Origin of the sequence: Streptococcus sp. DTU_2020_1000888_1_SI_GRL_NUU_041A, from assembly GCF_032387735.1 — a bacterium.
Lineage (GTDB): Bacteria > Bacillota > Bacilli > Lactobacillales > Streptococcaceae > Streptococcus > Streptococcus sanguinis.
On record NZ_CP135591.1, the window covers coordinates 2,188,041 to 2,214,452 of the forward strand.

At 45.6% G+C, this 26,412-nt stretch carries 23 protein-coding genes and 1 pseudogene; 10 read left to right on the forward strand and 14 right to left on the reverse strand.

Going from position 1 to position 26,412, the window contains the following annotated elements; genetic code table 11:
* The first annotated feature begins 136 nt into the window (after window positions 1-136).
* From rnhC to RSK81_RS10795, 3 genes are read left to right on the forward strand one after another with little or no spacing between them, the layout of a single operon-like run.
* On the forward strand, window positions 137-1,027 hold the full coding sequence (gene rnhC, locus RSK81_RS10785; RefSeq protein WP_002901499.1) for a ribonuclease HIII: 891 nt from the start codon (window positions 137-139) through the stop codon (window positions 1,025-1,027).
* Between the two features lie 3 nt (window positions 1,028-1,030).
* On the forward strand, window positions 1,031-1,660 hold the full coding sequence (lepB, locus tag RSK81_RS10790; protein WP_315686785.1) for a signal peptidase I: 630 nt from the start codon (window positions 1,031-1,033) through the stop codon (window positions 1,658-1,660).
* A gap of 59 nt (window positions 1,661-1,719) precedes the next feature.
* Entirely contained in the window at window positions 1,720-4,086 is a 2,367-nt protein-coding gene (locus tag RSK81_RS10795; protein WP_315686787.1) for an ATP-dependent RecD-like DNA helicase, read from the forward strand.
* 53 nt (window positions 4,087-4,139) lie between these two features.
* Here the strand turns inward: RSK81_RS10795 and RSK81_RS10800 are convergent, their stop codons facing one another.
* The 5 genes from RSK81_RS10800 to dinB form a co-directional block, all read right to left on the reverse strand.
* Complete coding sequence (locus RSK81_RS10800) at window positions 4,140-4,778, reverse strand: TetR/AcrR family transcriptional regulator (protein WP_002896597.1); 639 nt, start codon at window positions 4,776-4,778, stop codon at window positions 4,140-4,142.
* Window positions 4,779-4,853: 75 nt separating this feature from the next.
* Window positions 4,854-5,600, reverse strand: a complete 747-nt coding sequence (locus RSK81_RS10805; protein WP_268699174.1) for a CPBP family intramembrane glutamic endopeptidase — start codon at window positions 5,598-5,600, stop codon at window positions 4,854-4,856.
* Window positions 5,601-5,645: 45 nt separating this feature from the next.
* Entirely contained in the window at window positions 5,646-6,440 is a 795-nt protein-coding gene (locus RSK81_RS10810) for a CPBP family intramembrane glutamic endopeptidase (RefSeq protein ID WP_268699173.1), read from the reverse strand.
* Between the two features lie 318 nt (window positions 6,441-6,758).
* Window positions 6,759-7,085 carry a hypothetical protein gene (locus RSK81_RS10815; RefSeq protein WP_315686788.1) on the reverse strand — a complete coding sequence of 109 codons (327 nt, stop codon included), beginning with the start codon at window positions 7,083-7,085 and terminating at the stop codon, window positions 6,759-6,761.
* Window positions 7,086-7,297: 212 nt separating this feature from the next.
* Window positions 7,298-8,362 carry a DNA polymerase IV gene (gene dinB / locus RSK81_RS10820; RefSeq protein WP_002901512.1) on the reverse strand — a complete coding sequence of 355 codons (1,065 nt, stop codon included), beginning with the start codon at window positions 8,360-8,362 and terminating at the stop codon, window positions 7,298-7,300.
* A 369-nt stretch (window positions 8,363-8,731) separates the two neighbouring features.
* Here dinB and pflB point away from each other — a divergent pair, with 369 nt between their 5' ends.
* The 5 genes from pflB to RSK81_RS10845 all read left to right on the forward strand — a co-directional run bounded on the left by pflB (window position 8,732) and on the right by RSK81_RS10845 (window position 15,049).
* A complete protein-coding gene (gene pflB, locus RSK81_RS10825) occupies window positions 8,732-11,047 on the forward strand; it encodes a formate C-acetyltransferase (protein WP_049547856.1) in 2,316 nt (771 codons plus the stop codon).
* A gap of 159 nt (window positions 11,048-11,206) precedes the next feature.
* Entirely contained in the window at window positions 11,207-11,983 is a 777-nt protein-coding gene (locus RSK81_RS10830; protein WP_049547855.1) for a threonine/serine exporter family protein, read from the forward strand.
* A 4-nt stretch (window positions 11,984-11,987) separates the two neighbouring features.
* On the forward strand, window positions 11,988-12,455 hold the full coding sequence (locus tag RSK81_RS10835) for a threonine/serine exporter family protein (RefSeq protein WP_002898388.1): 468 nt from the start codon (window positions 11,988-11,990) through the stop codon (window positions 12,453-12,455).
* 144 nt (window positions 12,456-12,599) lie between these two features.
* Window positions 12,600-13,778 (forward strand): hydroxymethylglutaryl-CoA synthase, encoded by a 1,179-nt coding sequence (locus RSK81_RS10840; RefSeq protein WP_049547854.1) that lies wholly within the window; start codon window positions 12,600-12,602, stop codon window positions 13,776-13,778.
* Window positions 13,775-15,049, forward strand: a complete 1,275-nt coding sequence (locus RSK81_RS10845; RefSeq protein WP_049547853.1) for a hydroxymethylglutaryl-CoA reductase, degradative — start codon at window positions 13,775-13,777, stop codon at window positions 15,047-15,049. Before RSK81_RS10840 ends, RSK81_RS10845 begins: the two co-directional genes overlap by 4 nt.
* A 36-nt stretch (window positions 15,050-15,085) precedes the next feature.
* Here RSK81_RS10845 and fni read toward each other — a convergent pair whose 3' ends face one another.
* The 8 genes and pseudogenes from fni to gla form a co-directional block, all read right to left on the reverse strand.
* A complete protein-coding gene (gene fni / locus RSK81_RS10850) occupies window positions 15,086-16,093 on the reverse strand; it encodes a type 2 isopentenyl-diphosphate Delta-isomerase (RefSeq protein WP_080980273.1) in 1,008 nt (335 codons plus the stop codon).
* A complete protein-coding gene (locus RSK81_RS10855) occupies window positions 16,074-17,093 on the reverse strand; it encodes a phosphomevalonate kinase (protein ID WP_315686792.1) in 1,020 nt (339 codons plus the stop codon). Before RSK81_RS10855 ends, fni begins: the two co-directional genes overlap by 20 nt.
* Window positions 17,083-18,030 carry a diphosphomevalonate decarboxylase gene (mvaD, locus tag RSK81_RS10860; protein WP_002926816.1) on the reverse strand — a complete coding sequence of 316 codons (948 nt, stop codon included), beginning with the start codon at window positions 18,028-18,030 and terminating at the stop codon, window positions 17,083-17,085. Before mvaD ends, RSK81_RS10855 begins: the two co-directional genes overlap by 11 nt.
* Window positions 18,012-18,890: a mevalonate kinase gene (mvk, locus tag RSK81_RS10865; RefSeq protein WP_268681986.1), complete on the reverse strand. Its 879-nt coding sequence runs from the start codon at window positions 18,888-18,890 to the stop codon at window positions 18,012-18,014. The genes mvaD and mvk overlap by 19 nt, the downstream gene beginning before the upstream one ends.
* Window positions 18,891-19,040: 150 nt before the next feature.
* Window positions 19,041-19,976 (reverse strand): serine hydrolase domain-containing protein, encoded by a 936-nt coding sequence (locus RSK81_RS10870; protein WP_268681985.1) that lies wholly within the window; start codon window positions 19,974-19,976, stop codon window positions 19,041-19,043.
* Entirely contained in the window at window positions 19,973-20,707 is a 735-nt protein-coding gene (locus RSK81_RS10875) for a CppA N-terminal domain-containing protein (RefSeq protein WP_002898402.1), read from the reverse strand. The genes RSK81_RS10870 and RSK81_RS10875 overlap by 4 nt, the downstream gene beginning before the upstream one ends.
* A 95-nt stretch (window positions 20,708-20,802) precedes the next feature.
* Window positions 20,803-22,086: pseudogene (locus tag RSK81_RS10880) on the reverse strand (DUF308 domain-containing protein).
* A 63-nt stretch (window positions 22,087-22,149) separates the two neighbouring features.
* Window positions 22,150-23,013, reverse strand: a complete 864-nt coding sequence (gene gla, locus RSK81_RS10885; RefSeq protein WP_002914417.1) for an aquaglyceroporin Gla — start codon at window positions 23,011-23,013, stop codon at window positions 22,150-22,152.
* Window positions 23,014-23,117: 104 nt separating this feature from the next.
* Between gla and RSK81_RS10890 the strand changes: the two genes are divergently transcribed.
* The gene (locus tag RSK81_RS10890; protein ID WP_315686798.1) at window positions 23,118-25,406 is read left to right on the forward strand and encodes a Xaa-Pro dipeptidyl-peptidase; all 2,289 of its coding nucleotides are present in this window, start codon (window positions 23,118-23,120) and stop codon (window positions 25,404-25,406) included.
* 80 nt (window positions 25,407-25,486) lie between these two features.
* Here the strand turns inward: RSK81_RS10890 and RSK81_RS10895 are convergent, their stop codons facing one another.
* Window positions 25,487-25,900, reverse strand: coding sequence for a hypothetical protein (locus RSK81_RS10895; protein ID WP_002901533.1), 414 nt, complete (start codon window positions 25,898-25,900; stop codon window positions 25,487-25,489).
* 169 nt (window positions 25,901-26,069) lie between these two features.
* Here RSK81_RS10895 and RSK81_RS10900 point away from each other — a divergent pair, with 169 nt between their 5' ends.
* Window positions 26,070-26,369 (forward strand): YbaB/EbfC family nucleoid-associated protein, encoded by a 300-nt coding sequence (locus RSK81_RS10900; RefSeq protein WP_002919734.1) that lies wholly within the window; start codon window positions 26,070-26,072, stop codon window positions 26,367-26,369.
* Window positions 26,370-26,412 lie beyond the last annotated feature (43 nt).

Sequence of the window (26,412 nt, forward strand, 5' to 3'; positions counted from 1 at the left end):
AACACTTGGAACTAGACAGGGACTTTCTTTTTCATCTTTTTTGACATTGCAAGCAGCGGTGCTCTCCTACAAAATTTTTGTAGGATTTTCAATCTTATGACTTTCGACTTTTCCTTTTTATGGTACAATAGGGGGTATGGAAAGTATCACACTCAGTCCCAAACAGCAAGAAATTCAGGCTTTTGTTGAGAAATATCAGAGCAAGCTGGCTCCCAGCAAGAACCCTCATATTCAATATTTCTTCCGGCTGGATCAGGCGACGGTCAGTGTCTTTAGCTCCGGAAAAGTTCTCTTTCAAGGGGCAAAAGCTGCTCACTACGCTGGCTTTTTTGGCCATCAAGCAGGCAAATCCAGTTATAGTCCTGCTTCTCAGAATTTTGCCCTCATTGGGACAGATGAGGTCGGCAACGGCTCCTACTTTGGAGGTCTAGCCGTCGTAGCTTCTTTCGTTACTCCAGACCAGCACGACTTTCTGAGAAAACTGGGCGTTGGTGATTCTAAAACCTTGAACGATAGCAAGATTCGCCAACTGGCACCGGTCTTGAAAGAAAAAATTGCTCATCAAGCTCTGCTCCTATCGCCAGAGAAGTACAACGAAGTCATCGCTTCTGGCTACAATGCCGTCTCTGTCAAGGTAGCTCTGCACAATCAAGCTATCTACCTACTGCTGCAGAAAGGCATCAATCCCGAAAAAATCGTCATCGATGCCTTTACCAGCCAGCAAAACTATAATAAATACCTAAAGCAGGAAAAAAATCATTTTCCAAATCCGGTAAGTCTGATTGAAAAGGCTGAAGGAAAGTTCCTAGCTGTTGCGGTCAGCTCTATTATCGCTCGTGACCTCTTTCTGGAAAATCTAGAAAATCTCAGTCAAGAGTTAGGCTATACCCTGCCTAGCGGAGCCGGAAGCAAGAGCGATCACGTTGCCAGCCAGATTCTTCAAGCCTATGGAATGGCCGGTCTGCAGCATTCTGCTAAACTCCACTTTAAAAATACTGAAAAAGCACAAAAACTTTTAGAAAGGTAACCTATGAAAAAATCAAATACTGCCGTTGTCATTCTCAAAGAATGGGGGCTCTTTATCATCTTTATCTCTATCATTATCCTATCACGGCTCTATCTCTGGTCCCCTGTAAAGATAGATGGCCACTCTATGGACCCTACGCTGGCCAATGGGGAATATCTACTTGTGCTTAAATATCAGTCAATTGACCGATTTGATATCGTTGTCGCCACTGAGACAGATAATGACGGAACGACCAAGGAGATTGTCAAGCGGGTTATCGGTATGCCGGGTGATACTATTCAGTATGAAAATGATACTCTTTACATCAACGGCAAAAAAACAGACGAGCCTTACCTGACAGACTACATCAAAAAATTCAAAGAAGACAAGCTCCAATCCACTTATACTGGGGATGATTATGATGACAATGGTGTGTTTTTCAGAAAACTCGCAGCTCAGGCTCAAGCCTTCACTGTTGATAGTGAAGGCAGCCCTGTCTTCACCATCAAGCTTCTGGATGATGAATACCTGCTTCTGGGTGACGACCGGATTGTTTCCAAGGATAGTCGCCAAGTCGGCACCTTCCAAAAAGAACAAATCCAGGGCGAAGCTAAGTTCCGCTTCTGGCCGCTGCTGCCTTTTAAGACCTATTAAGCATATCGAACTCAGTTGAACGTCAACTGGGTTCGTTTTAAAAGAAGAACCTATAAACTATGGAATTTTACTTTTCAGGAACGATTGAACGCATTATTTTTGAAAATCCCAGCAACTTTTTCCGCATCCTGCTCTTAGATATTGAGAATACAGATGCTGAGGATTTTGAAGATTTTGAAATCATTGTCACCGGCTCCATGGCAGATGTTATGGAAGGCGAAGACTACAGCTTCTGGGGCAGTCTCGTCCAGCACCCCAAATATGGCCAGCAACTTAAAATTTCTCGCTATGAGCGAGCCAAACCCAGTAGCAAAGGCCTAGTAAAATACTTCTCTAGTGACCATTTCAAGGGAATCGGAGTCAAGACTGCTCAAAAAATCGTCCAACTCTACGGAGAAGATACCGAGGACACCATTGACAAGATTTTAGCAGATCCGGAAAAGCTAACCCAGATAAACGGCTTAGCAGCTAAGAACCGCGAGGCCTTTGTCGCCAAGCTCAGACTCAACTACGGAACGGAGATGGTACTAGCCAAGCTGGCAGCCTACGGCATTCCCAATAAGCTGGCTTTTCAAATCCAGGATACCTACAAGGAAGAAACGCTGGGTATTGTCGAAAAATATCCCTATCAGCTGGTAGAGGATATTCAGGGGATCGGCTTTAAAATCGCTGACCATCTGGCAGAAGAGCTGGGTATCCAAAGTGATGCCCCCGAGCGTTTTCGGGCTGGCCTTGTCCACACCTTGCTGACCCAGTCCATGGAGCGGGGAGATACCTATGTCGAAGCTCGTGATTTACTAGAACATACCATCGAGCTTTTAGAAAGCTCACGCCAAGTGGAGCTGGACCCTAGTCTAGTCGCTGATGAGCTGGCTCATTTAATTGAGGAAGATAAGGTCCAGAATGTAGAGACCAAAATCTTTGAAAACAGTCTATTTTTTGCTGAAGAAGGGATTAAGAGCAATCTGGTCCGTCTGTTGGAAAAAGGAGAGCAAGACTGCTTTGACACAGATAACATTACTGCGGCTATCCAGCAAGTGGAAGAAAGCTCTGGTATCTTCTATGACAGTATCCAAAAAGAAGCCATCCGTCAGGCTATCAATCAGAAGGTCTTTATTCTAACCGGCGGACCGGGTACTGGAAAAACTACCGTTATCAACTGTATCATCGCAGTCTACGCCCAACTTCGTGGTTTGGATCTGCGAAAGGTCAATGATCTGCCTATTCTGCTAGCGGCTCCCACTGGACGTGCTGCTCGTCGCATGAACGAATTGACCGGTCTTCCTAGCGCCACTATCCACCGCCACTTGGGGATGACTGGAGATGATGACACCAGTCATTTGGATGATTATCTGGATGCTGATTTTATCATTGTGGATGAATTTTCCATGGTGGATACTTGGTTGGCTAATCAGCTCCTCAGCAATATCTCCTCTCAGACCAAACTCTTGATTGTCGGAGATGCCGACCAGCTGCCCTCTGTCAGTCCGGGTCAGGTTCTGGCAGATTTGCTGCAGATACCGACTATTCCACAGACCAAGCTGGAAACCATCTATCGGCAGAGCGAAGAGTCTACAATCGTCACACTGGCTAGCCAGATTCAGAAGGGCATTCTACCAGCAGACTTTACAGAGAAAAAAGCGGACCGCTCTTATTTTGAAGCTAGAAATGAGCATATCCCGCCTATGATTGAGAAAATCGCTAGCGCAGCCATTCGCAGCGGCATCCCAGCTCAAGATGTTCAGGTATTAGCACCTATGTATCGGGGGCCAGCCGGCATTGACCAGATTAATAATCTTATGCAAAATCTCATCAATCCTGTAAAGAAAGATGAATTGACCTTTGAAGCTCCCGACTGTCAGTATCGCCAAGGAGATAGGGTTATCCACTTGGTCAATGATGCCGAAAGCAATGTCTTCAACGGTGACTTAGGCTATATCAGCGACCTTCTGCCTGCTAAGTACACCGACTCCAAGCAGGATGAGCTGACCATCAACTTTGACGGCAATGAACTTGTTTATCAGCGCAGTGAATGGTACAAGATCCGCCTGGCCTACGCTATGAGCATCCACAAGTCTCAGGGCAGTGAATTTCCGGTGGTTATCTTGCCCATCACCCGCAGCAGCCACCGCATGCTCCAGCGCAATCTGGTCTACACTGCTATCACCCGCGCCAAGAGCAAGTTGATCTTACTTGGGGAAAAAGTAGCCTTTGACTATGCCGTCAAAAACACCGGTACCGCCCGCAAAACCTATCTGAGAGAGCGTTTTGAAGACCTTCAGTCCCCTCCAGAACTTGCCCACAGTCCTGTGGATAGCGTGGAAAGAGCTGTGGAAAACTATGTTCTGACCGAAGAAAATTTCCTGAAAATCGACCCCCTAATCGGCCTGACCGAGGAAGATATCCACAGTATATTCAGCACATAAATAAAAAGGCTGGAACAGAATTAAATTTTTTAGTTCTGTCCTATCGCCTTTTTTTATGCCTTATTTTTCCGGCTAAAGAGCTGCAGGAGCTCGTCAGTAAAGATATCCAGACCGACCGAGGTCATCATAAACTGCAGAAAATGGAAACGTTCTGGCAGTTTTTCGGGCTCACTTTCAAAAGCGGTCCCATGCATCCAGAAGTTCACCAGCAGCAGAAAAACTTCTGCAGCCTCTTCCGGATACTGGGTCTGAAGGGAGCCATCTGCCATCCCTTTTTTGATAATGTCACTGACCACAGGGGCGCCTATCCGCAGATTGTCCCGCATCATGGTCAAAATAAAGCCCGCGTCCTTCTCATACTCACCCACAATGCCGTCCGTAGCCCGGGCTGTCTGACTTTCCAGATTAGACTTGAGGATGGTCTGCAGCTGCTCCCTGCCAGTCAGATTTTCCGTAGCCTTGAGCCACTGCTTCATCTCTTCTTCCATCAACTCCTGCCGGCTCCTCATCACCGCCACGACAATCTCATCTTTTGACTTGAAATGATGGTAGATAGCCCCCTTGGAAATGCCTGCCGTCTGGGCGATATCCTGCATACTGGTCTTTTCGGACCCCTTTTGGATAAAGAGCTGGGTTGCTGTATTTAAAATTTTTTCTCTCATGGCCTGGGATTTGTCTTTTCGTTGCGCCATTCTGTTCCCCTTTGTTTCTAATATAGCTTTATTCTACCAAAAAAGCCGGGGAAATACAAAATCATAAAAATATCTTTAAGCCTTGTCTTGCTGATCCCTTTGATACCAAAGATAGATACTGTAAGCCGCCATCAAGATATAGCCTAGGAAAAAGAGCGGATTTTCCGTCCCCTTCCCCAGGAAAATGCCTTCACCAATGGTATTGATGGCCCCGTGGAAAAGAACACAGTAAAGGATGGACTGACTGACCTTGTAAAGAGCCGCCAGCCAGAAACGGGCGAGCAGGCAGGCGGCAGTAAAGACTAGAAAAGAAGTCCCTGCCTGACTGCTGCCGGGGGTAAAGAAGAGGGGCAGATGCCAGACAGCCCAAATCAGACCGGTTGTTACAGTCGCTATCGGAAAGGGCAGAAGTCTTTCCAGAGTCGGCTGCAGAAAACCTTGCCAGCCAATCTCTTCATTGCCGCCTGTCAGAAGAGTCGTCATGAGAAAAAGCAGAGCAATCCTGAGGGGGCTAAAACCAGGCAGGAGCGGGCTCCAAAAGACTATGGAAAGGGTATAAAGAATTGTCAAAATCAAGAGATGGACCCAAGTCCTTTTTCGGGCCGATCCGATAGAAGCCAAGAGCTCCTTGAACGATTTTCCTAAGACCAGTTTGGCTCCAATGGCCGGGCCAAAAACACCAACGATGGTTAGGACCTGGGAAATAATAGGAATTCTCAGGAAAGCCGAAGCCAGCCAAGCAGACCAGCTGATGCCAAAAGTCCAGGCCAGAAAGGGCAGGATATGCCTTGTCTCTGGCTCTACATGTGTTTGTGTTTTCATATGATTACTCCTTTTTCTTTGGAAGAAGAGCGATTGCCAAGATTTTTAGCCTGCATCTTTCTGAACTCCTTTCCGGTTGCCCTTCCAATACCACCAGCCGACCAGCAGGGCGGTCATGACCAGATTAGCAGCCTGGAAGCTGAGATACCTTCCGCCATTTGTAGCACTGCCGACAATCGTCGCCTGAGCAAAGTTAATGCAGCCGTGAAAGACCATGCAGGCAAAGACAGAGGCCGTCTGCTTGTAGAGAACCGCCTGACAGAAACAGAGCAAGATACCAAAGGAGAGATAGAAGGGCAAAGAAATCTGACTTTGACTCGTTCCCGGAATCAGCCAGAGGGGCAGATGCCAGGCCACCCAGACCAGAGCCGTGATGACAGTTGCCAGAGGGAAGGAGAATTTTTTCTCCAGAGCCGGCTGCAGGAGGCCCCGCCAGCCCAGTTCTTCATTGCCGCCCCCAGCAAAGGTGACAAAGGTCCAGCCCAGAGGAAACATCAGAATGGCATTCAGAGGCGGCAGGGCTGGATTGGCGATAAAAAGGGTCAAAACCCGAACCAGACAGAAGGCCAGCATATAAATCCACCAGCCCTTAGCATGAGAAAAGATAAAGTCCAGCATCTTCTTGGGATGAGAAATTTTGAGGCTGATAAAAGTTCCCAAAGTCGGTCCGAAGCCCCCGATGAAATTGAGAGCAAAGCCCAAAGGCTCAGCCCCGTTGGTCAGCTTCAGGGCGGTTAAAATATACTGAAGCAGCCAGGCTCCCCAGGTAATGCCAAAAGTCCAGGCCAGAAAGGGCAGGATATGCCTTGTCTCTGGCTCTACATGTGTTTGTGTGTTCATACGATAACTCCTTATCAAATGTAGAATAGTGAAAAGTCATCCGAAAACTGGACAAAGGCATCCTTTACTTTCAGTCTTTCAGATGATTGCCTGTTTTGAAACGCAGATTTTTAAAATCCGACCATTCGGTTTGTTTTATTATAAAAAATAAAGACCTGCGCCAAATAGAAAACGTAGTCTTTTAGTCCTTGACTAAACTAAAAAGCAAAGATAGACTAAATAATGCTAAAAGTTATGTCAGCACCGTTTAGCTACTGCCTGCTGCTTTTAGTTTCTAAGTTGTCCTGACTCTGATGCTTAAGACAGGCCATTTCTCTGCTACTTGCTCCTTTCTTTATTTTGCAATCGCCGGATATGCCAGAGATTGGAGGCAAGGCTCAGACCCCCTACTGCCATAATACCCAGTCCTCGCCAAGGGCTAAAGACAGAAGTCAGCAAGCCACCAGCAAGGACAGCATATCCAGCTTTGACTCCCCACTTAGAATAGCGTATGAGATTCTCACCCTGTGTTATCTTTTCTAGCCACACCTTACGTTTTTCTGCCTGCTGCTGCAAAAACTCTTTCTGACCTTCCCGCTGCCGATCCAGCTCCTGATTAAACTTGAGGATGTGCTCGCTTGTTTTTTCTACTACAGATTTCTTCATTTCGGCTCCTTTCTTTTTAAAAACCGACCAGACGGTTTTTTATTTTATAAACTCAGTATAACAGACACAGAAAACTTTGTCCAGTATTTTTTCAAAAAAGATTATTTTTAGTCAATGAAAATTATCAGACAACTTAGAAACTCGTCACAAGCAACTCTCTCATACTAAAAACTATATCTAAAAAAGCCCGGTAATGAACCAAGCCTTTATCTTTATTCAAACCCCGTCACTGTCAGTCCTAGCAGACGAATACCTCGTGGTTGTTCTTCCAAGCTATCGTAAATCTCATGAGCCGTTCGCTCGATTTGCTCCTTGTCTTGAGTGGCTAGATTCAAACTTTTCCTTTTAGTCAAGATGGAGAAATCAGCATAGCGGATTTTCAGAACGATAGTTCGCCCTTTCTTGTCATGCTTAGTCAAGCTATTTTCTACCTTCTGTGCCAGCAGGGTCAGCTCTTTCTTGATGTCCTCCTCACTATAGAGCAGTTTGGCATAGGTCCGCTCCTTCCCGATCGACTTACGAATACGATTGGATTTGACTGGACTATTGCTGATGCCACGCGCTTTACGATAGAGATCAAAACCAAAGCGACCAAACTTATCAATCAAGGTCATTTCTGATACCTTGAGCAGATCTGCACCGGTATAAATACCCATGCCATGTAGTTTTTCAACGCTCTTCTTACCAACTCCATGAAACTTGGCAATATCCATAGGCGCCAGAAAGGCCTCTGCTTCCTCAGGCAGAATAACAGTCAGACCATGAGGCTTCTCATAGTCACTGGCAATCTTGGCCAGAAACTTATTATAAGAAACGCCTGCCGAAGCTGTCAGATGGAGTTCATTCCAGATATCATGCTGAATCAGCTTGGCTATTTTGACTGCGGATTTAATCCCCAGCTTGTTTTCCGTTACATCCAGATAAGCCTCGTCGATGCTCATGGGTTCAATCAAGTCCGTATAACGTTTGAAAATTTCTCGGATCTGCAATCCGACCGCCTGATATTTTTCGTAATTCCCCGAGATAAAAATCCCCTGGGGACAACGCTCATAGGCTTCCTTGGAGCTCATAGCCGAATGAACTCCGAACTTTCTGGCCTCATAATTGCAGGTGGAGACGACACCACGACCGCCTGTCAAGCGTGGGTCGCTGCCGATAATGACTGGATGCCCCTTTAACTTAGGATTATCCCGCTCTTCCACCGAAGCGAAAAAAGCATCCATATCAATGTGGATAATCTTCCGAGATGTATCGTTAATCAGTGGAAAAATCAGCATACCCTCCTCCTTTCTCCTGCCATCAATCTCAGCTTACAGGCTTTCACAAAGTCAGCCCTTTTTGCTCAAATAAATCTGAAACAGTTTTTCGTTCTTGTAAAAAGTATTTTAAACGTAAGATTCTTCGTCAGCAATTTTTGTATGACATTTTAATTACTTTTATTATAACTTTTTTACCCATTTTTCCAAAATATTTGAAAAGAGTTATGTTTTTCAAATCTATAGTACACATCTGAGACTTTTTACTTTCTGTATTATAAAAGAAAGTCTTTCTTTCTGCCAAAAATGGTTTGTGAAACCGATTACCATATGATATACTTTACTTATAAATGTAACAGTTTATGTTGCTAGAATAAAGAGGAAAATCAAATGGTTGTAAAAACAGTTGTTGAAGCTCAAGATATTTTTGACAAAGCTTGGGAAGGCTTCAAAGGTGAAGACTGGAAAGAGAAAGCAAGTGTTTCTCGCTTCGTTCAAGCTAACTACACACCTTATGATGGAGATGAAAGCTTCTTGGCAGGTCCTACTGAGCGCTCACTCCACATCAAGAAAATCGTAGAAGAAACAAAAGCTCACTACGAAGAAACTCGTTTCCCAATGGACACTCGTCCAGCATCTATCGCTGATATTGACGCTGGTTACATTGACAAGGACAACGAACTGATTTACGGTATCCAAAACGACGAACTCTTCAAATTGAACTTCATGCCAAAAGGCGGTATCCGCATGGCTGAAACTACTTTGAAAGAAAATGGATACGAACCAGATCCTGCTGTTCACGAAATCTTTACTAAATATGTTACTACAGTAAATGACGGTATCTTCCGTGCTTACACTTCTAACATCCGCCGTGCTCGTCACGCCCACACTGTAACTGGTCTTCCAGATGCTTACTCACGCGGACGTATCATCGGTGTTTACGCACGTCTTGCTCTTTATGGAGCTGACTACCTCATGGCTGAAAAAGTTCGCGACTGGAATGGTTTGACTGATATTGACGAAGAAACAATCCGTCTGCGCGAAGAAATCAACCTGCAATACCAAGCACTTGGTGAAGTTGTAAAACTTGGTGACCTTTACGGAGTTGACGTTCGCCGTCCTGCTTTCGACGTTAAAGAAGCTATCCAATGGACTAACATCGCCTTCATGGCTGTCTGCCGTGTCATCAACGGTGCTGCTACTTCTCTCGGACGTGTGCCTATCGTTCTTGACATCTATGCTGAACGTGACTTGGCTCGCGGTACTTACACTGAATCAGAAATCCAAGAATTTGTTGATGATTTCGTTATGAAACTTCGTACAGTGAAGTTTGCTCGTACGAAAGCTTACGACCAACTTTACTCTGGTGACCCAACCTTCATCACTACTTCTATGGCAGGTATGGGTAACGACGGCCGTCACCGTGTTACAAAGATGGACTACCGTTTCCTTAACACACTTGACAACATTGGTAACTCCCCAGAACCAAACTTGACCGTTCTCTGGACTGACAAACTTCCATACTCATTCCGTCGCTACTGTATGCACATGAGCCACAAGCACTCTTCTATCCAATACGAAGGTGTAACAACAATGGCTCGAGATGGTTACGGTGAAATGAGCTGTATCTCTTGTTGTGTGTCTCCGCTTGACCCTGAAAATGAAGAACAACGCCACAACATCCAATACTTTGGTGCTCGTGTAAACGTGCTGAAAGCCCTTCTGACAGGTCTTAACGGTGGTTACGACGATGTTCATAAAGACTACAAGGTATTTGACATCGAACCTATCCGTGACGAAGTTCTTGAATTCGAATCAGTTAAAGCGAACTTTGAAAAATCTCTGGACTGGTTGACTGACACTTACGTAGATGCTTTGAACATCATCCACTACATGACTGACAAGTACAACTACGAAGCTGTTCAAATGGCCTTCTTGCCAACTTACCAACGCGCTAACATGGGATTCGGTATCTGTGGATTTGCCAACACTGTTGATACCTTGTCTGCTATCAAGTATGCAACTGTTAAGCCAATCCGCGACGAAAATGGCTATATCTACGACTATGAAACGATCGGAGAATACCCACGTTGGGGTGAAGATGACCCTCGCTCAAACGAACTGGCTGAATGGTTGGTTGAAGCTTACACAACTCGTCTGCGCAGCCACAAACTGTATAAGAATGCAGAAGCTACTGTGTCTCTTCTGACTATCACATCTAACGTTGCTTACTCTAAACAAACTGGTAACTCACCAGTTCACAAAGGAGTTTACCTCAACGAAGATGGTAGCGTAAACTTGTCTAAATTGGAATTCTTCTCACCAGGTGCTAACCCATCAAACAAGGCAAAAGGTGGCTGGTTGCAAAACTTGAACTCTCTTGCTAGTCTGGACTTCAGTTACGCAGCTGACGGTATCTCATTGACAACTCAAGTATCACCTCGTGCGCTTGGTAAGACACACGACGAACAAGTAGACAACTTGGTTACTATCTTGGACGGCTACTTCGAAAACGGTGGTCAGCACGTTAACTTGAACGTTATGGACTTGAAGGATGTTTACGACAAGATTATGTCTGGCGAAGATGTTATCGTTCGTATCTCAGGTTACTGTGTAAACACTAAGTACTTGACTCCAGAGCAAAAGACTGAATTGACTCAACGTGTCTTCCACGAAGTGCTCTCTATGGACGATGCTTTGAGCTAATAAACGACTAAGGACTTACAAACCATTTGAAAGAAGATTGGAAATCTCCAATCTTCTTTTTTGTATTTCAGACTTCGAGTGACTGCCAACTTGATGATATTTTTCAGAGGCTTTATGGTATAATGGTTCTATTGCTATACTAGGAAAAGGACTGGGGAAATGACAGAGAAAGGTATCAGGGAAGAAGCCAAAGATTTCAATCTGGCGGTAGATGTCATCATGCTGGCTGGGACACTGCTGCTACAGAGCGGATCCGAGACTTATCGGGTGGAAGACACCATGATTCGTATCGCTCATTCGCAAGGGATTATCGACTGCAATGCCTTAGCAATGCCAGTAGCTATTTTCTTTTCGATTGAAAATACAAATGTTTCACGGATGAAGCGTAATCTCAAGACCAACTACAATATCGAGAAGGTCTGCGATGTCAATCAGGTCTCCCGTCAGTTGGTAACAGGAGAAATCAGTCTTCAGGAGGCTTTTGATGAGCTGAATCGCCTCAAGGTGAAGGAGCTGCCCTATAACAACAAGCAGCTGATTGCTGCCGCAACGCTCAGTGCTCCCTTCTTCTCCATCATGTTTGGCGGAAACTTCTACGATGCTTTGGGGGCTGCCATTGCTACCTTCTTTGGCTTTGCCTTCTCTTTGTATGTTGACAAGTATATCCGCATTCCTTTTGTGACAGCTTTTGCTGGAGCCTTTGTCTTCGGACTGCTGGCACATGTCTGGACGCGCTATTCCGGTTTTAACTCCACAGATGATTTGATTATTGCGGGCTCTGTCATGCCTTTTGTGCCCGGCATTGCTCTGACCAACTCTGTGCGTGACATCATGACCAACCATATCAACTCTGGGATGAGCAAGCTCTTTGAATCGCTCCTCATCACTCTTGCTCTCGGTGCAGGCACTTCTGTTGCCCTCCTTATTATGAAATAAGCCTATGACAATCTTGACATTCTTACTGCAAGCAGTTGCCAGCCTACTGGCTATCATTACTTTTTTAATCGTTCTAAATGTCCAGCGCAGTATGCTGATTCCCGGTGGAGTACTGGGTATGGCTATTTGGCTGCTCTATCTCCTGCTCAAAGGACCGACAAATGTCATTATAGCAACCTTTGTGGCTGCTATCATTGGTTCCTGCGTCAGCCAAATTCTCAGCATCATCTACAAAACGCCCGCTGTTGTTTTTATTTTGGCCATTCTAGCCCCCTTGGTCCCAGGCTACATTTCCTATCGGACGACTGCCTTCTTTGTCACTGGTGACTACAGCCAAGCCATGATTCACGCCACTCTGGTGGTCATTCTGGCCTTGGTCATCTCGATTGGCATGGCCAGCGGCACTGTCGTACTCAAGCTCTACCACTACTTGAAAAAGCGCCAAAGCAAACTCACAGCAAACAAACAGTAGAGCCATCTGCTGTTTTTATTTTGGAAAATACATCTTAAGCCTGATTTAGCTGAGATTAGATGTTTTTGTAAGAGTTTTATTCCTAAGTATGGTAAAATAGTTTTCGGAATATACTAGAATAAAAGGATTTAAAGAGGTCTTATAATGACAATCGGAATCGACAAAATCGGTTTTGCGACCAGTAATTATGTCTTAAAATTAAATGATTTAGCTGCAGCCCGTGGAACTGACCCAGACAAGCTTAGCAAGGGGCTCTTACTCAAGGAACTAAGCATTGCTCCTCTGACTGAGGATATTGTTACCTTGGGAGCGGCGGCAGCAGACCCCATCCTGACAGCAGAGGACAAAGAAAAGATTGATATGGTCATCGTGGCTACTGAGTCAGGGATTGACCAAAGCAAGGCGGCAGCTGTTTTTGTCCATGGCCTTTTGGGTATCCAGCCTTTTGCCCGCAGCTTTGAAATTAAGGAAGCCTGCTATGGAGCTACTGCTGCACTGGACTATGCCAAGCTCCATATTGAAAAACATCCAGACAGCAAAGTTTTGGTGCTAGCTAGCGACATTGCCAAGTATGGCATTAACACACCAGGCGAGCCAACGCAGGGAGCGGGAGCCATTTCTATGCTGATTAGCAGCAATCCCCGTATCCTCGCTTTCAATGATGATAATGTGGCCCAGACACGCGATGTCATGGATTTTTGGCGCCCAAATTACTCGACAACACCTTATGTCAACGGGCTCTATTCAACCCAGCAGTATCTGGATAGCTTAAAGACAACTTGGACGGAATACCAGAAACGCCACAAGCTTTCTCTCAAAGATTTTGCGGCCTACTGCTTCCACCTGCCCTATCCAAAACTGGCCCTTAAAGGCTTCAATAAAATCATGGATAAAAGCCTGCCTCAAGAGCAGCAAGACCAGCTTAGAAAGAACTTTGAAGCCTCTATTCTCTACAGCCAAAAGGTTGGAAATATCTATACAGGCTCCCTCTTCCTAGGTCTTCTGTCTCTTTTAGAAAACTCTGACAACCTCAAGGCTGGCGATCGAATTGCTCTCTTTGGCTATGGCAGCGGAGCTGTCTCTGAAATCTTTAGTGCCAATTTGGTAGAAGGCTATGAAAAGCATCTATCCCAGACACGCCTAGAGGAATTAAACCAGCGTCAGGCTCTTTCCATCGCAGACTACGAGCGCATCTTTTTTGAAGAAGCTGAGCTGGATGCGGAAGGCAATGCCAGCTTCTCTGGATATGAGGAACAAAGCTTTGCTCTGGCAGAAATTGCAGAGCACCAGCGTAAGTACATCAAAGTTGAGAAATCATCATGAAAGTAAACTGGACTGGATTTTCCAAAAAAACTCCTGCTGAACGGCTGCAGATGCTGAAAGAAAAGGGACTTTTACAAGATGAACATTGGCAGCTGCTAGACAGTCAGCAGACTTTGCCTCTGGAAACGGCCAACCAGATGAGTGAAAATGTACTGGCCACTCTAGCCTTGCCCTACTCTCTAGTGCCAGACTTTTTGGTGGATGGCAAAAGCTATCAAGTTCCTTTTGTGACAGAAGAGCCATCTGTTGTAGCAGCGGCTAGCTTTGCGGCTAAGATTATCAAACGTTCAGGCGGATTTGAGACCGAGGTTCACAAACGCCAGATGATTGGGCAAATCGCCCTCTACCAGGTTGATAATCCAGACCAAGCTATTAAAAATGTTCTCAAAAAAAAGAAAGAGTTACTGGAGCAGGCCAACCAAGCCTATCCATCAATTGTTGCCCGTGGGGGCGGAGCTAGAGATCTCTGGCTGGAGCCAAAGGAAGACTTCCTCATTTTCTATCTATCTGTGGATACGCAGGAAGCTATGGGAGCCAATATGCTCAACACCATGCTGGAGGCCCTCACCCTTCCTCTGGAAGATCTGATTGGCGGTAAGAGTCTGATGGCTATCCTGTCAAACTATGCAACAGATAGCCTAGTAACAGCCCGCTGTGTCATCGACTATCGCTTTCTCAGTCGGGATAAGGCTGAGGCGGAACTTCTTGCAGATAAGATGCAGCTAGCCAGCAAATTGTCCCAGGTCGACCCTTACCGGGCAGCTACCCACAATAAAGGTATCTTTAATGGTATTGATGCTTTGGTGCTGGCTACTGGAAATGACTGGAGGGCTATAGAAGCCGGTGCCCATGCCTATGCCAGCCGAGAAGGAAGCTACCGCGGCCTCTCTACTTGGACGGCAGACCCAGACAAACGCCAGCTTCATGGTCAGATGACCCTGCCCATGCCCATTGCAACTAAGGGAGGCTCCATCGGCCTCAATCCCACAGTGACAGCCAGCTTTGACTTGCTAGGGCAGCCTCAGGCCAAGGACTTGGCTTCCCTCATCGTATCGGTTGGATTGGCACAAAATTTCGCCGCCCTCAAAGCACTGGTCAGCACTGGTATCCAAGCCGGACACATGAAATTGCAAGCCAAATCTTTAGCATTACAAGCTGGAGCCCAAGGCGAAGAAATTGCTACTGTAGCCAATCGCTTAACAGCCATGAAGACTTTCAACCTCGCTACTGCTCAGGAAATCCTAGCTGACTTACGAAAACAGGACAAGTAAAAAGGCCATTGATGGCCTTTTTTGTATGTCTTTATGCTATTTAATCTGTTCATGAGCTTCTTTTAGCCGACCGTAGAGTAGATAGGGTACACTCTTTAATTCTTGCAAGTTTCGGCAGGACAGGGCGCACATGATGAGGCGCAGATCCGATTTCCAGCCTTCTACAATATCAATAACCTCTTCCACAGAGTGATTTTCCACCAAGTCCAGCATGGTGCGAGAGAGGCCGACCGCCTTGGCTCCTAAGACCAGGGCTTTGATCATATCCAAAGGATGGCGGACACCTCCACTAGCCAAGAGCTCGACCTCATCGCGAAGTGGCTGAAGAGCTAGTAGGCTTTGCAGAGTAGATTGCCCCCAATCATTGAGGTAGTCACGATTGCCACCCCGCTGATTTTCAATATAGGCAAAGCTAGTTCCACCACGTCCTGAAATATCAAAAGTCTGAATCCCCAAGGAGCGCGCTTCTTCGACAGTAGAGCGATCCATGCCAAAGCCAACTTCTTTAAGAATTAGGGGAAGATCCAGCCGCTGACTATAATCAGTCAAGTGCTGGCGCCAAGAACGAAACTCCCGCTCGCCCTCTGGCATCAGCAATTCCTGCATGAGATTGACATGAAACTGCAAAAAGAGGGGCTGCAAATCAGCTACTGCCTGCTGGGCGGCTTGATAAGGCTTGTCTAAGCCGATATTGGTAGCCAGCAATAAATTAGGCCGACCAGCCGCCACCTGATAGGAAGGATCAGAAGGATTTTTCAAGGCTGCGCTGTAAGATCCAGTCACAAAAAGAAGGCCGCAACTTTCAGCTACTTGAGCCAGCTTTTCATTGATTTGACCGCCTTTTTGGCTGCCACCAGTCATGGCATTGATATAAAAAGGAAAGTCCCAATCACGACCAGCAAAGTGAGTAGATAGGTCAATCTCTGCCAAATCGTACTTGGGCAAAGAACGGTGAACCAGTTCCATTTCATCAAAACTGTTGTAACCCGGATGCTGCTCTAAAGCGTATTTGATATGGTCGTCCTTACGATTCTGGCTCATCATGGCCCATCCTTTCTCTGTATAATAGCTCAATGCCAGCTTCTTGCCAGGCTTGAATCAGTTGGTTGCTAGATGCGACATCAAAGCTGAGAGCAATCCCGCAGTCGCCACCACCGGCACCACTGCTCTTAGCCACACAGTTCAGTCCCTCTGCCGCTTCTTTTAAGACTTTCAGCCTGTCTGTATAAATAGCTGGACTGAGTGTTTCTAAGAGCTGACTAGCCTTTTCCATACTAGATTGAATAGCAAGCTTATCTCCTGCTAATAAAGCCTTCTCCAAGGCATCAACCTGCGTCCTACTGCCTGTCAAAAAGGACTCTGAAATAGCTGACTTGACCTGATTGACTAAGTCCTTAGAGATAGCCGGCTGCTTGGTCCAGCCAACTAGAAAATCCATGGCTAAGCAAGGCTTAATACTGCGAATTTCAAAACCCCAATCCTCTGCTAACAGCTGTAGCAAATTAACTTTGCCCATACGCTTGCGAACCAGCTCTCTATCAAAAGATCGGTAGTAAATCAGGTCTTCATAAGCAATGCAGGCTAGATCTCCCATGGAGCCATTGTCCCCTCGCTTGAGGAGAACGTAAGAAGCCATTTTAAAGAGTAGCTCTGGCTCTAAGTCCAGCTCATAAAGTCCTGCCATGGCCTTCAGAATCAGAGTAACCACACTACCGCTGGAGCCAATCCCGAACTTCTTGCCGTCCCTTTCCATCTTGCCACTAATATTCAGAGAAAAAGGCTGAAGTTGGCAGCCTAAGGCTAGCAAATAAGTGTTCATAACTGCTATCGTCTCCTGAATCAAGGCATAATCAGGGTCTGGCTCTAGGTTAGCACTATGATTAAACATATCTGATGTCAAGCGATAGGCAGAGGCTGTCTGGATTTCCCCAATCATATAGATAGGAATGGCCTTGATAATGGCTGGCTGACCAGCCGTCAGCACTGCATATTCACCCGCTAGATAAAGCTTGCCACAGGTTTGGACTCTTACACTAGTCTTCATCTGACAAGTCCTTTGTTTTGGAGACGATAAGCCGGTAGTCCTTCTCAAAAATAGCCACCAGATGGGCTAGGTCTTCCTCCAAGCAGAGCACCTTGACATTTGGCCCCGCATCCATGGTAAAGTAGCAACGCTCGCCCTGGTCCCGCAGCTTTCTGACAGCATCCATAGCTTGGTAAGACTCCTCTGTCAGATAAGAACACGGCGGATAAGCTTTCTCTGTCGTGGCATGCATCCGGAGAGCATTTTCTTCCGTCAGCTGACCCACCTTGGCAAAATTATTGTCTCGTAAATAGCCTAGCATGGCCTGATAATCCAAGGCAGACTGGGCAATCCAATCTGGGAAAATGGTGGAAGTTTTAGCACAGAGCTCCATGCCGTCGCGGCTGGAAATGGGCTTTTTCTCATCGTGCAGAACCAACATAATCATGGCTAGTTTCAAATCCGTCTTGACTGGATAAATGGCCCCACTGTCCTTATCCCAGGCCGCTAGCGGACCAAAGAAAGACCGAGCTGATGACCCTGAAGCAAACTTAGCCAGCTGGGCCAGCTCTTGCGTCTGATAGCCCGTCTGAAAATAAGCATTGCAGGCCTTGACTAGGGCAGATAGACCGCTGGAGCTGGAAGACAGCCCTGCTGCAGTTGGCATATTATTGCTGGTATCAACGCGGACAAAACCATCTTCTGGAGAGCGGAAACGGTCAATAATCTTACTGATTTTGGCATGTTCTGCCGGGCTTTGCAACTGACCGTCAATATAAAACTCATCTTCAGTCGCTGTAGCCGGCAAAGGACTCAGTTGCGTCTCGGTATACATATTTTCCAGTGTCAGCGAGATACTGCTGGTAGACGGAATCATCTTTTCTGCATCTTTCTTCCCCCAATATTTGACAATTGCAATATTGGCATAGGATTTGACACTTACAGGCTTTCGATCCATGTGTTAATGGCCCCTTTCTCTCTCAATAAGGCGGCTAAGGCCTCCGCCTGACTTTTTTCTCCTACAAGAGCAATGACACAGCCGCCCAGACCACCGCCGCTCATTTTAGCACCCAAAGCTCCATTTTCAAGAGCTGCCGTTACTAGCTCATCTGCTTTCTGGCAAGACACTCCTAGCTTGGCTAACTTCTCATGAGCCTTGGTCATAGCTTGTCCCATTGTCATCAGGTCCTTGATAGAAATGGCTTTCTCAAGGATTTTCGTTAAATTCCCCAATTCCTGCAGCAAGGGCAGAGCCTTTTGACCCTGACTTTCTACAGCACGGATGGCTTCGCGGGTATGACCGTGAATACCCGTATCTGCAATCACTAAAAAGGCATCCAGATCCAGCTCTATTTCACTGAAACCGAAATTGCGGATAAACTTAATAGCTACATCGCTAAGGCAGGTCTTGGCATCAAGACCACTGGGATTCATATGAGCAATCATCTCTGCCCGATTGGCTAGAATCTCCAGTGTTTGGTCATCCAGTTCTTCCTCAAAGTAGTCGAAGACCGCCCGAATAGCCGCAATACTAACTGCGGCTGAAGAACCCATTCCCCTCTTCTCAGGGACCATGGACTCCACCTGACAGCGAATCTTAGCCCCTTGCCGGCCGAGATGTTCTAGACAGGCAAAAATAGCCATAGACAGCGTATCCTCGGCATAGAGGGTCCAGGCCCGCTCAGATGGAAAGACCTGACAGGTCACTTCAATACGATTAAGAGGCAGGGAAATGGCCGGATAGCCGTAGACCACCGAATGCTCTCCCATTAAAATAATTTTACTATGTGCCTTGCCGACACCGATTTCTTTTGTCATATTCTTCTCTTGTCTGTAGATTCTCTCTATCTTATTTTAATATACTTTGGCAAAAAAAGCGATTTTTATTAAGAGAAAATCACTGGGGCTAGAGACCGATATTTATATAGGCAGACACGATAAAACTCCGGGGCTTGCAGCCGGAGTCTTTTAAAGTTCTCTTCTTATCAGGTCCATCAGCTGGTTACGATCTAAGATCCATTGAGCCCGCTCGTCTTTTTTATAGGTCCGGTTGGATAGGAAAATAGCCGCCTTTTGCTCCTTGCGATTATACATGATAAAGGTTCCTGTGTAGCCAGTGTGATCCAGCCAGCTGCCCTCTAGATTCCAAGCTAGACTGCGTCTTTTGCCAGGCTCCTTGGAAAAATTCTGGGTCAGATTGACCGCAAAGTCATCCTGCAGATAATGCTCTAAAAATATTTCCAAATCCCTGAGAGTTGAAAATAAGCCAGCACTGCCAGCATGGACACCAAGTACACGCGCCTTTGGATCATGAACCTGACCATCCTGGACACCGCGAACGGTCGGCACAGCCCCTGGAACTGGTCCAAAACTAGTCTTAGCCAAACCCCAAGGCTGGAAAATCTGACTTTGAAAAATCTGATCCAAGGACTGACCGTAGATCTCTTCCAGCATAAAGCCCAAGAGCAGAAAATTCACATCCGTATAGCGGAAGGTCTTATCTTCAAGCACCGTCAAATGATTGAGCGCTGCTTTCAACTCAGGAGCTGTCAGCTGGTCACGATTGGGAATAAAGGGATCCAACCCTGACGTGTGGGTCAAGAGCTGACGCAAGGTCACATCTTCTCGATGAAAGGCCGGATAATAGTGCTGCAAGGGCAAATCCAGCTCCAGCTTGCCCTGCTCATACAAAAAGGCTGCCAGAGTACCAACTCCGACCACCTTGCTGACGCTAGCCAAGTCATAGACCAAACCCGCTTGAGTGGCCTTTTTTTCTTGCGGATCAGCTAGACCAAAGTAGAATTCCTGCCACCGGCCAGCTTGGTACAAGGCCAGACTAGCACCGGGATAGATACCATCTTTTAGCTGTTCTTTGATTTTACTGATGATGTTTTCTAGAGTCATGCTTCAAACCACAATTCAATCTTACTAAAATCCTGACTCAGCAGGAACTTATCTGACTTGGGTACAAAGACCTCGTGTCCTTCAAAGATAGGACGCAGCGCAGCGGTTTCTAAACGATTGACTTGAGCTTTGAGCATAGTCAAGTCCCAAGTTAGGGCATTGTCTGCCTGCAAGTCTTGTCCCTCTGCTTCTGTAAAGGTCAGGAAATCCAGCGCATTTTCAATCTTGCTGTAAAATTCTTGGGCTGCATTGGCATCAGGCACACGAATTTCTACTGTCTCTATCTCAAATTGACTAAGACCGATGAAGTCCTCTTGCTTTTCAAATTCAGGCGCCTCCGCCACTTCTTGAAGATTTGTTCTATTCTCTTCTGCATGCAGGAGAACTAGGTCACCCTCTGGTGACAGAGCTTCAAAAGCATAGCCTTTCTCTCCTTGATACAGCTTAGTCCAAGCAGGCTTTTGGGCCAATAGAGACTCGATTTCTTTAGCATCTGCAACCTTGACAACGATTCTGGCTAATTTTTTAGGACCTTTGACTCGCCGAGACCGCATACTGGGTGATTCTTCCAGTTGCAGTTTCTCTGTCTTAGTCTGATCTCCTAAAGACAGAAAAGCCGCTTCCTCTAAAAGGGCCTTCATGCCCAGCTGATTGACAAAAAATTCTTGATTTAAATGACGATTATTGATCTTTAATACAGGGATAATTCTAATAATATGATTCGCGCTCATAATTCCTCCAAACCATTTTATTGTAATGGATTTTCATCTTTTTGACAAGAAATTATGCGCAAATAAACAATTTTTAAAACAAGAAGACCTTGGATTTATTGGTAAACGGTCTGAGCAATGACCAAACCCCTAGCGGACTCAAACTCGTACTGCAGATAGGACTGCTAGGTACCGGGCGCGATAATACCACGAATATCCAGAATATCTGTCCCAGTCTGCCCAATAATCGAATCTGCTAGCAGGCAACAGTTGGTCGACAGGACAAAATACGTCTTGAAACGACTGGTTTTAAACTTATACAGCTGCGCTCCTAGTTCATGCTTCAACTTGTAGGAGTATGTTGGCTGGCCATTTTTCAGTTCTGCTGGCGGCTCCCATTCTACTAACAGCTGATCAATTTCAGCCAGGCGCTTCTCAACCGCTTCCTTCTCCTTATCTGTCAAAGCCAGAGAATAACCAAAGAGCGTTTTCTTGCTTTCTTTTTTGCAAAGCTCAATATAGGCGTCTTTAGGAACCTTGAAGAGAACACCGTCTCCAATCATGCCCTTGCATCGCTCAGAAAAAACATCATAGCTGCCATAAGAAATCACTTGTCCCTGATAACAAATATCTACATGACCAATGCCCCCTAATAAACTTGTCTTTGAAGTATGGACCAAGACCTCCAAGTCCGCCTTTTTTTCTCTATTCTTAACAAGACTATAAACATTTTTACGATCAGAAGCTGCATCTCCCTGAATCAGTCGATTAAAGCGTTCCAGATTTTCTACCGGAATAAAGGCTGCAAAAATAATAGGTAGGTTAATACGAATTTGCCTACGCAGCCGATGTTTTTCACGGTCATTGTCGAAAAAGAGGCCATCCCGGATATTGGACATTCCCAGCATCATCAAATAGATTCCCAAAATCAAAAACTGCAAGTGTCCGTCAGTCGCAGGCGAAAGAATACTGGTCAGTCCAATCCCACCATAGAGAACGGTATCAAATAGATAGCGCAAGCCGCCCTTGACATGATTTTGCCGATAAAGCAGATAGGTCACTCCGTAAATACCGGCCGTCAAAATCTGGTAGCTACCCAAACTGATAATCACAATATTGACAGGCACATCACTGATTCGGTTAAGCCAGCTGATACCCATAGCGACTGCAATCTGAAGCAGACTATGCCAGACAGCCCCTTCTTTCTTGCGCGTAAAAACATGAAGAACAATATTTACCAAGCCAACAACTGTCAGATAAAGCGAAATAAAATCGAAGGCCAGCTGGGTAAATCTGAAGCCATTGACAATGATAATCAGGCCAAAAACAAGGGCTAAAAAACCAAAGAGTAAGGTTCTGCGGCCACTGATCTTATGATATTTTGATACTTGCATCTCCATCTTTACCTTCTCTTTCGTTCGAAAAAAGAGTTGAGGAAATCCCCCAACTCTGATCTTATGTGCTTATCCGTAGATTGTTTTAAACAAGAGGACTGCTGTGATACCTGCAAGAATCGGTGCCACAACTGGAACCCAAGAATACCACCATTTTGAATCACCCTTGTGTTTGCCCAAAACAGATTCTGGCAGGATGAAGTGGAGGATACGAGGTCCAAGGTCACGAGCTGGGTTCAGCCCAGGTCCAGTAGGGCCTCCCAGAGAGGTTACCAAAGCCATTACTAAGAAACCAAGTGCCAAGTGAGCGACTGAAAGACCAGCAGCAGTATGCGGAGCCACTTGTGCTTTCACTGCTGCATCAGTCAACTGCTGACCAGATTGCTCAATAAATGGTTTCAAATATTGTAACGCTTCTGCCCCAAAGAAGTTCTTAGTCAAGCCTAGAGCAGCAAAGAAAAGAACAAAAGAACCAACAAATTCATTGATAAAACCATTGAACAAGGCAGCTTTACGTGATTCAGGTGTGCCATGATCTAGGCTAGAGATAGTAGAGAAAGTACCTAAGATATTGTTAGGATTTTCTGTTTTCAGATAGTAAGGACGGTGGGTCGCAACGACCAAGGCCTGTCCGAAGATAGCTCCCAAAATCTGTGCTGCAATGTATGGCGCAACCTGTGCCCAAGGGAAATACCCGCTGACAGCAAGTCCCAAAGTAAAGGCAGGGTTGATATGGTTACCGGACACATTACCAAACATCAAAGCTGGAATCATAACCCCCATACCGTATCCGACAGCGATGACCAACCAACCGCTCTGATGTCCCTTAGTTCCTTTTAATTCAACGTTGGCAACAGCTCCGTTCCCCAAGACAATGAGGATAGCTGTTCCTAAAAATTCTGTGGCGTATTTAACGACCCATTCGAAATCCATTTAGTGATACTCCTTAAATATTTTTTAGACAAAGTCTATTTTATCAAGTATAATGGATAATGTAAAGGTCATTTTTAATAAAAATAAGAAAAAGAGGGAAGAATATGCGTTTTAATCAGTATAGTTATGCAAGAACGAAAAGGGAAAATATGTTGACAGAATTAGCTGAACTAGGCTTTTTTTATGACAGCAATCGCTCTGATAAGGAAAATCTTGAAGATTTTCTCCGCACCAGCTTTTTCACTTATAAAAATACAGATCATCCATTGAAATCCTGGGCTGCTGACAGCCAAACAGACCTGCTGAGCTTTTTCCAGTCTGACAGAGAACTGACGGCGTCTGTCTTTTATACTGTGGCCTTTCAGCTGCTTGAGTTCTCGCCCTTTATTGATTTTACAGATGTTGAGGCCTTTCGCAAAGAAACGGGCTTTCCCATTACATTTGGAGACTTATTGGAAAATCTCTACCAGCTGCTCAACACTCGGACAAAAAATGGTAACCTCTTAGTTGATAAGCTAGTCAGCGAGGGGTTAATTCCTGAGGACAATACCCACCACTACTTCAACGGCAAGAGTCTGGCAACCTTTTCCAGCCATGATGCCATCCGTGAAGTGGTTTATGTAGAATCACGTGTGGACACTGATCGAGACGGTCGTCCGGATCTCATCAAGGTCAGCATTATCCGACCCCGCTATCAAGGACAAGTCCCTGCTGTCATGACTGCTTCTCCTTATCATCAAGGAACCAATGACCCTGCCAGCGACAAGGCTCTCCATGATATGAATGTGGACTTAGCAAAAAAAGAGCCCCATCAAATCACAGTACAAGATTCTAAGCTCAAATTGCTCCAGCTGGATTCGCCAGCTCCTGCCCAAGAAGTCTCTGAAGCCGAGGAAAAATTAGGTCATATCGGCACCTACACGCTCAATGATTACTTGCTGCCCCGTGGCTTTGCCAATCTCTATGTGTCTGGCGTAGGAACTAAAGACTCTGAAGGACTGATGACCAGCGGCGACTATCAGCAGATCGAAGCCTATAAGAACGTTATTGATTGGCTCAACGGCCGCTGCAGAGCCTTCACCGACCACACACGCCAGCGGGAAATCAAGGCTAGTTGGTCCAACGGAAAAGTGGCTACGACCGGTATCTCCTATCTAGGCACTATGTCCAACGGGCTGGCTACGACTGGCGTAGACGGATTGGAAGTCATTATCGCCGAAGCTGGGATTTCTTCTTGGTACAACTACTACCGCGAAAACGGCCTTGTCACAAGCCCTGGCGGCTATCCAGGAGAGGATTTTGAATCCCTGACCGAACTGACCTACTCCCGCAACCTGAGGGCTGGTGACTACCTGCGTCATAATGATACTTATCAGCGAAGCCTAGAGCAACAGCGCAAAGACCTAGACCGGCAAACCGGAGATTACAATCAATTTTGGCATGACCGCAACTACCTGCTCCATGCAGATAAGGTCAAGGCTGAAGTCGTCTTCACCCATGGTTCTCAAGACTGGAATGTCAAGCCCCTTCATGTCTATAATATGTTTCGAGCCTTACCGCCCCACATCAAAAAACATCTCTTCTTCCATAACAGCGCCCATGTTTACATGAACAACTGGCAGTCCGTTGACTTTCGTGAGTCTATCAATGCTCTGCTGAGCAAAAAACTGCTGGGTTGTGAATCAGACTTCGAGCTGCCAACAGTCATCTGGCAGGACAACAGTCAAGCTCAAAACTGGCTGACCTTGGAAGACTTCGGCGGACAAGAGCAGAAACTTCAGCTCCAACTAGGCCAAGACTGCCAATCTATCCAAAATCAATATCCAGAAGAAGACTATAATCGTTTTGCTAAAAATTACCAAAGCTTTAAGACTGAGCTTTTTGAAGGTAAGGTCAACCAGATTACTCTGGACTGGACCTTGGAAAAGGACCTCTTTCTCAACGGAGCGACCCAGCTCAATCTTCGCCTCAAATCCAGCACCGATAAGGGATTGATTTCTGCTCAATTGCTGGACTTCGGACTAGCTAAACGACACACACCAATTCCTACGCCTATTGAACCTAGAGTCATGGACAACGGCCGCTACTATATGCTGGACAATCTGGTTGAACTGCCCTTTGCCGAAACGCCCCATCGCGTCATCACCAAAGGTTTTCTCAATTTGCAAAATCGAACCAATCTACTGAGCGTCGAAGAAGTCACTCCTGACCAATGGCTGGAATTTTCCTTTGAACTGCAACCAACCATCTATAAGATGAAAAAAGGAGACCAACTGCGCCTCGTTCTCTACACTACAGACTTTGAGCATACTGTCCGTGATAAGATCGACTATCAGCTGACGGTAGATTTGGAGCAATCTAGTTTGGATTTGCCAACAATGACATCACATTAATAAAAGAAAAAGACGCTGAAATTCAGCGCTTCAGATTGAAGACAAAGTCCTAAGAACAGAAGTTTCTAAGGGCTTTTCTTTTATTGTAGATTGAGATATTCCTCTGCATATTTTTTATAATCTGGCTTTTCCTTGCGGTTCATAGCAAAGAGCATACTGCCTGTGAGATAGTCATCGTTTGAGTCAGGAATTAGCATAATAGCAATGTTTTTATCTTTCTCAGGAAAGACGATAGAAAATGTTCCGCCATTATCTTTCCGAGTCAGGCCGTAATAACTCACTCCATTCTTAAAACCAACTGCATTTTGAGTATACTCATACTCTTCTTCGTTGACAATAATGGTCTTGTCTTTTATTTCAATGGTCTTTTGTTCACCGCTAGCATCCTGTACATTCCATTTTCCCTGAATTTTGGGACTGCCACTGCAGCCAATTAGGATGAAGAGGGATGAGAGCACTACCAACAGCAAAGCTTTTATCTTCTTGTTTTTCAAGTTGTCTTCTCCTTGGTATATAGATTCATGACCATTCTACTATAAAGGCTAAATTTTTGTCAAACCTCTTAGAAATCTTCTTCTTGCCACTTTTCCAAAAAATGATATAATTTGAAGAGTGAAGATTACCAAGGGCTTAGCCCTTGTGAGAGAAAGGAAAGAAAATCTTATGATGAACATGCAAAGCATGATGAAGCAAGCACAAAAGCTTCAAAAACAAATGGAAAAAGGACAGGCAGAACTAGCTGCAACAGAATTTACCGGCAAATCAGCTCAAGACTTAGTCGTTGCTAAACTGACTGGCGATAAAAAGGTAGTCAGCATTGACTTCAATCCAGCAGTTGTGGATCCTGAAGATTTGGAAACTCTGTCAGAGATGACTGCACAGGCCCTGAATCACGCGCTGGCTCAGATTGATGATGCTACTCAGAAGAAAATGGGCGCTTTCGCAGGCAAATTGCCATTTTAAGCAAGATAAATAACTTTCCAACTTGACTAAACATAAGTCAAGC

Coding starts and splice junctions, on each gene's coding strand:
- gla (WP_002914417.1), bottom strand. CDS start 23,013: ATGGATTTCGAATGGGTCGTTAAATACGCCACAGAATTTTTAGGAACA.
- RSK81_RS10870 (WP_268681985.1), bottom strand. CDS start 19,976: ATGACTCTAGAAAACATCATCAGTAAAATCAAAGAACAGCTAAAAGAT.
- RSK81_RS10810 (WP_268699173.1), bottom strand. CDS start 6,440: ATGAACACACAAACACATGTAGAGCCAGAGACAAGGCATATCCTGCCC.
- RSK81_RS10900 (WP_002919734.1), top strand. CDS start 26,070: ATGATGAACATGCAAAGCATGATGAAGCAAGCACAAAAGCTTCAAAAA.
- RSK81_RS10805 (WP_268699174.1), bottom strand. CDS start 5,600: ATGAAAACACAAACACATGTAGAGCCAGAGACAAGGCATATCCTGCCC.
- RSK81_RS10835 (WP_002898388.1), top strand. CDS start 11,988: ATGACAATCTTGACATTCTTACTGCAAGCAGTTGCCAGCCTACTGGCT.
- RSK81_RS10800 (WP_002896597.1), bottom strand. CDS start 4,778: ATGGCGCAACGAAAAGACAAATCCCAGGCCATGAGAGAAAAAATTTTA.
- mvaD (WP_002926816.1), bottom strand. CDS start 18,030: ATGGATCGAAAGCCTGTAAGTGTCAAATCCTATGCCAATATTGCAATT.
- RSK81_RS10830 (WP_049547855.1), top strand. CDS start 11,207: ATGACAGAGAAAGGTATCAGGGAAGAAGCCAAAGATTTCAATCTGGCG.
- RSK81_RS10840 (WP_049547854.1), top strand. CDS start 12,600: ATGACAATCGGAATCGACAAAATCGGTTTTGCGACCAGTAATTATGTC.
- dinB (WP_002901512.1), bottom strand. CDS start 8,362: ATGCTGATTTTTCCACTGATTAACGATACATCTCGGAAGATTATCCAC.
- mvk (WP_268681986.1), bottom strand. CDS start 18,890: ATGACAAAAGAAATCGGTGTCGGCAAGGCACATAGTAAAATTATTTTA.
- RSK81_RS10855 (WP_315686792.1), bottom strand. CDS start 17,093: ATGAAGACTAGTGTAAGAGTCCAAACCTGTGGCAAGCTTTATCTAGCG.
- RSK81_RS10890 (WP_315686798.1), top strand. CDS start 23,118: ATGCGTTTTAATCAGTATAGTTATGCAAGAACGAAAAGGGAAAATATG.
- RSK81_RS10815 (WP_315686788.1), bottom strand. CDS start 7,085: ATGAAGAAATCTGTAGTAGAAAAAACAAGCGAGCACATCCTCAAGTTT.
- lepB (WP_315686785.1), top strand. CDS start 1,031: ATGAAAAAATCAAATACTGCCGTTGTCATTCTCAAAGAATGGGGGCTC.
- pflB (WP_049547856.1), top strand. CDS start 8,732: ATGGTTGTAAAAACAGTTGTTGAAGCTCAAGATATTTTTGACAAAGCT.
- RSK81_RS10795 (WP_315686787.1), top strand. CDS start 1,720: ATGGAATTTTACTTTTCAGGAACGATTGAACGCATTATTTTTGAAAAT.
- rnhC (WP_002901499.1), top strand. CDS start 137: ATGGAAAGTATCACACTCAGTCCCAAACAGCAAGAAATTCAGGCTTTT.
- fni (WP_080980273.1), bottom strand. CDS start 16,093: ATGATGAGCCAGAATCGTAAGGACGACCATATCAAATACGCTTTAGAG.
- RSK81_RS10875 (WP_002898402.1), bottom strand. CDS start 20,707: ATGAGCGCGAATCATATTATTAGAATTATCCCTGTATTAAAGATCAAT.
- RSK81_RS10845 (WP_049547853.1), top strand. CDS start 13,775: ATGAAAGTAAACTGGACTGGATTTTCCAAAAAAACTCCTGCTGAACGG.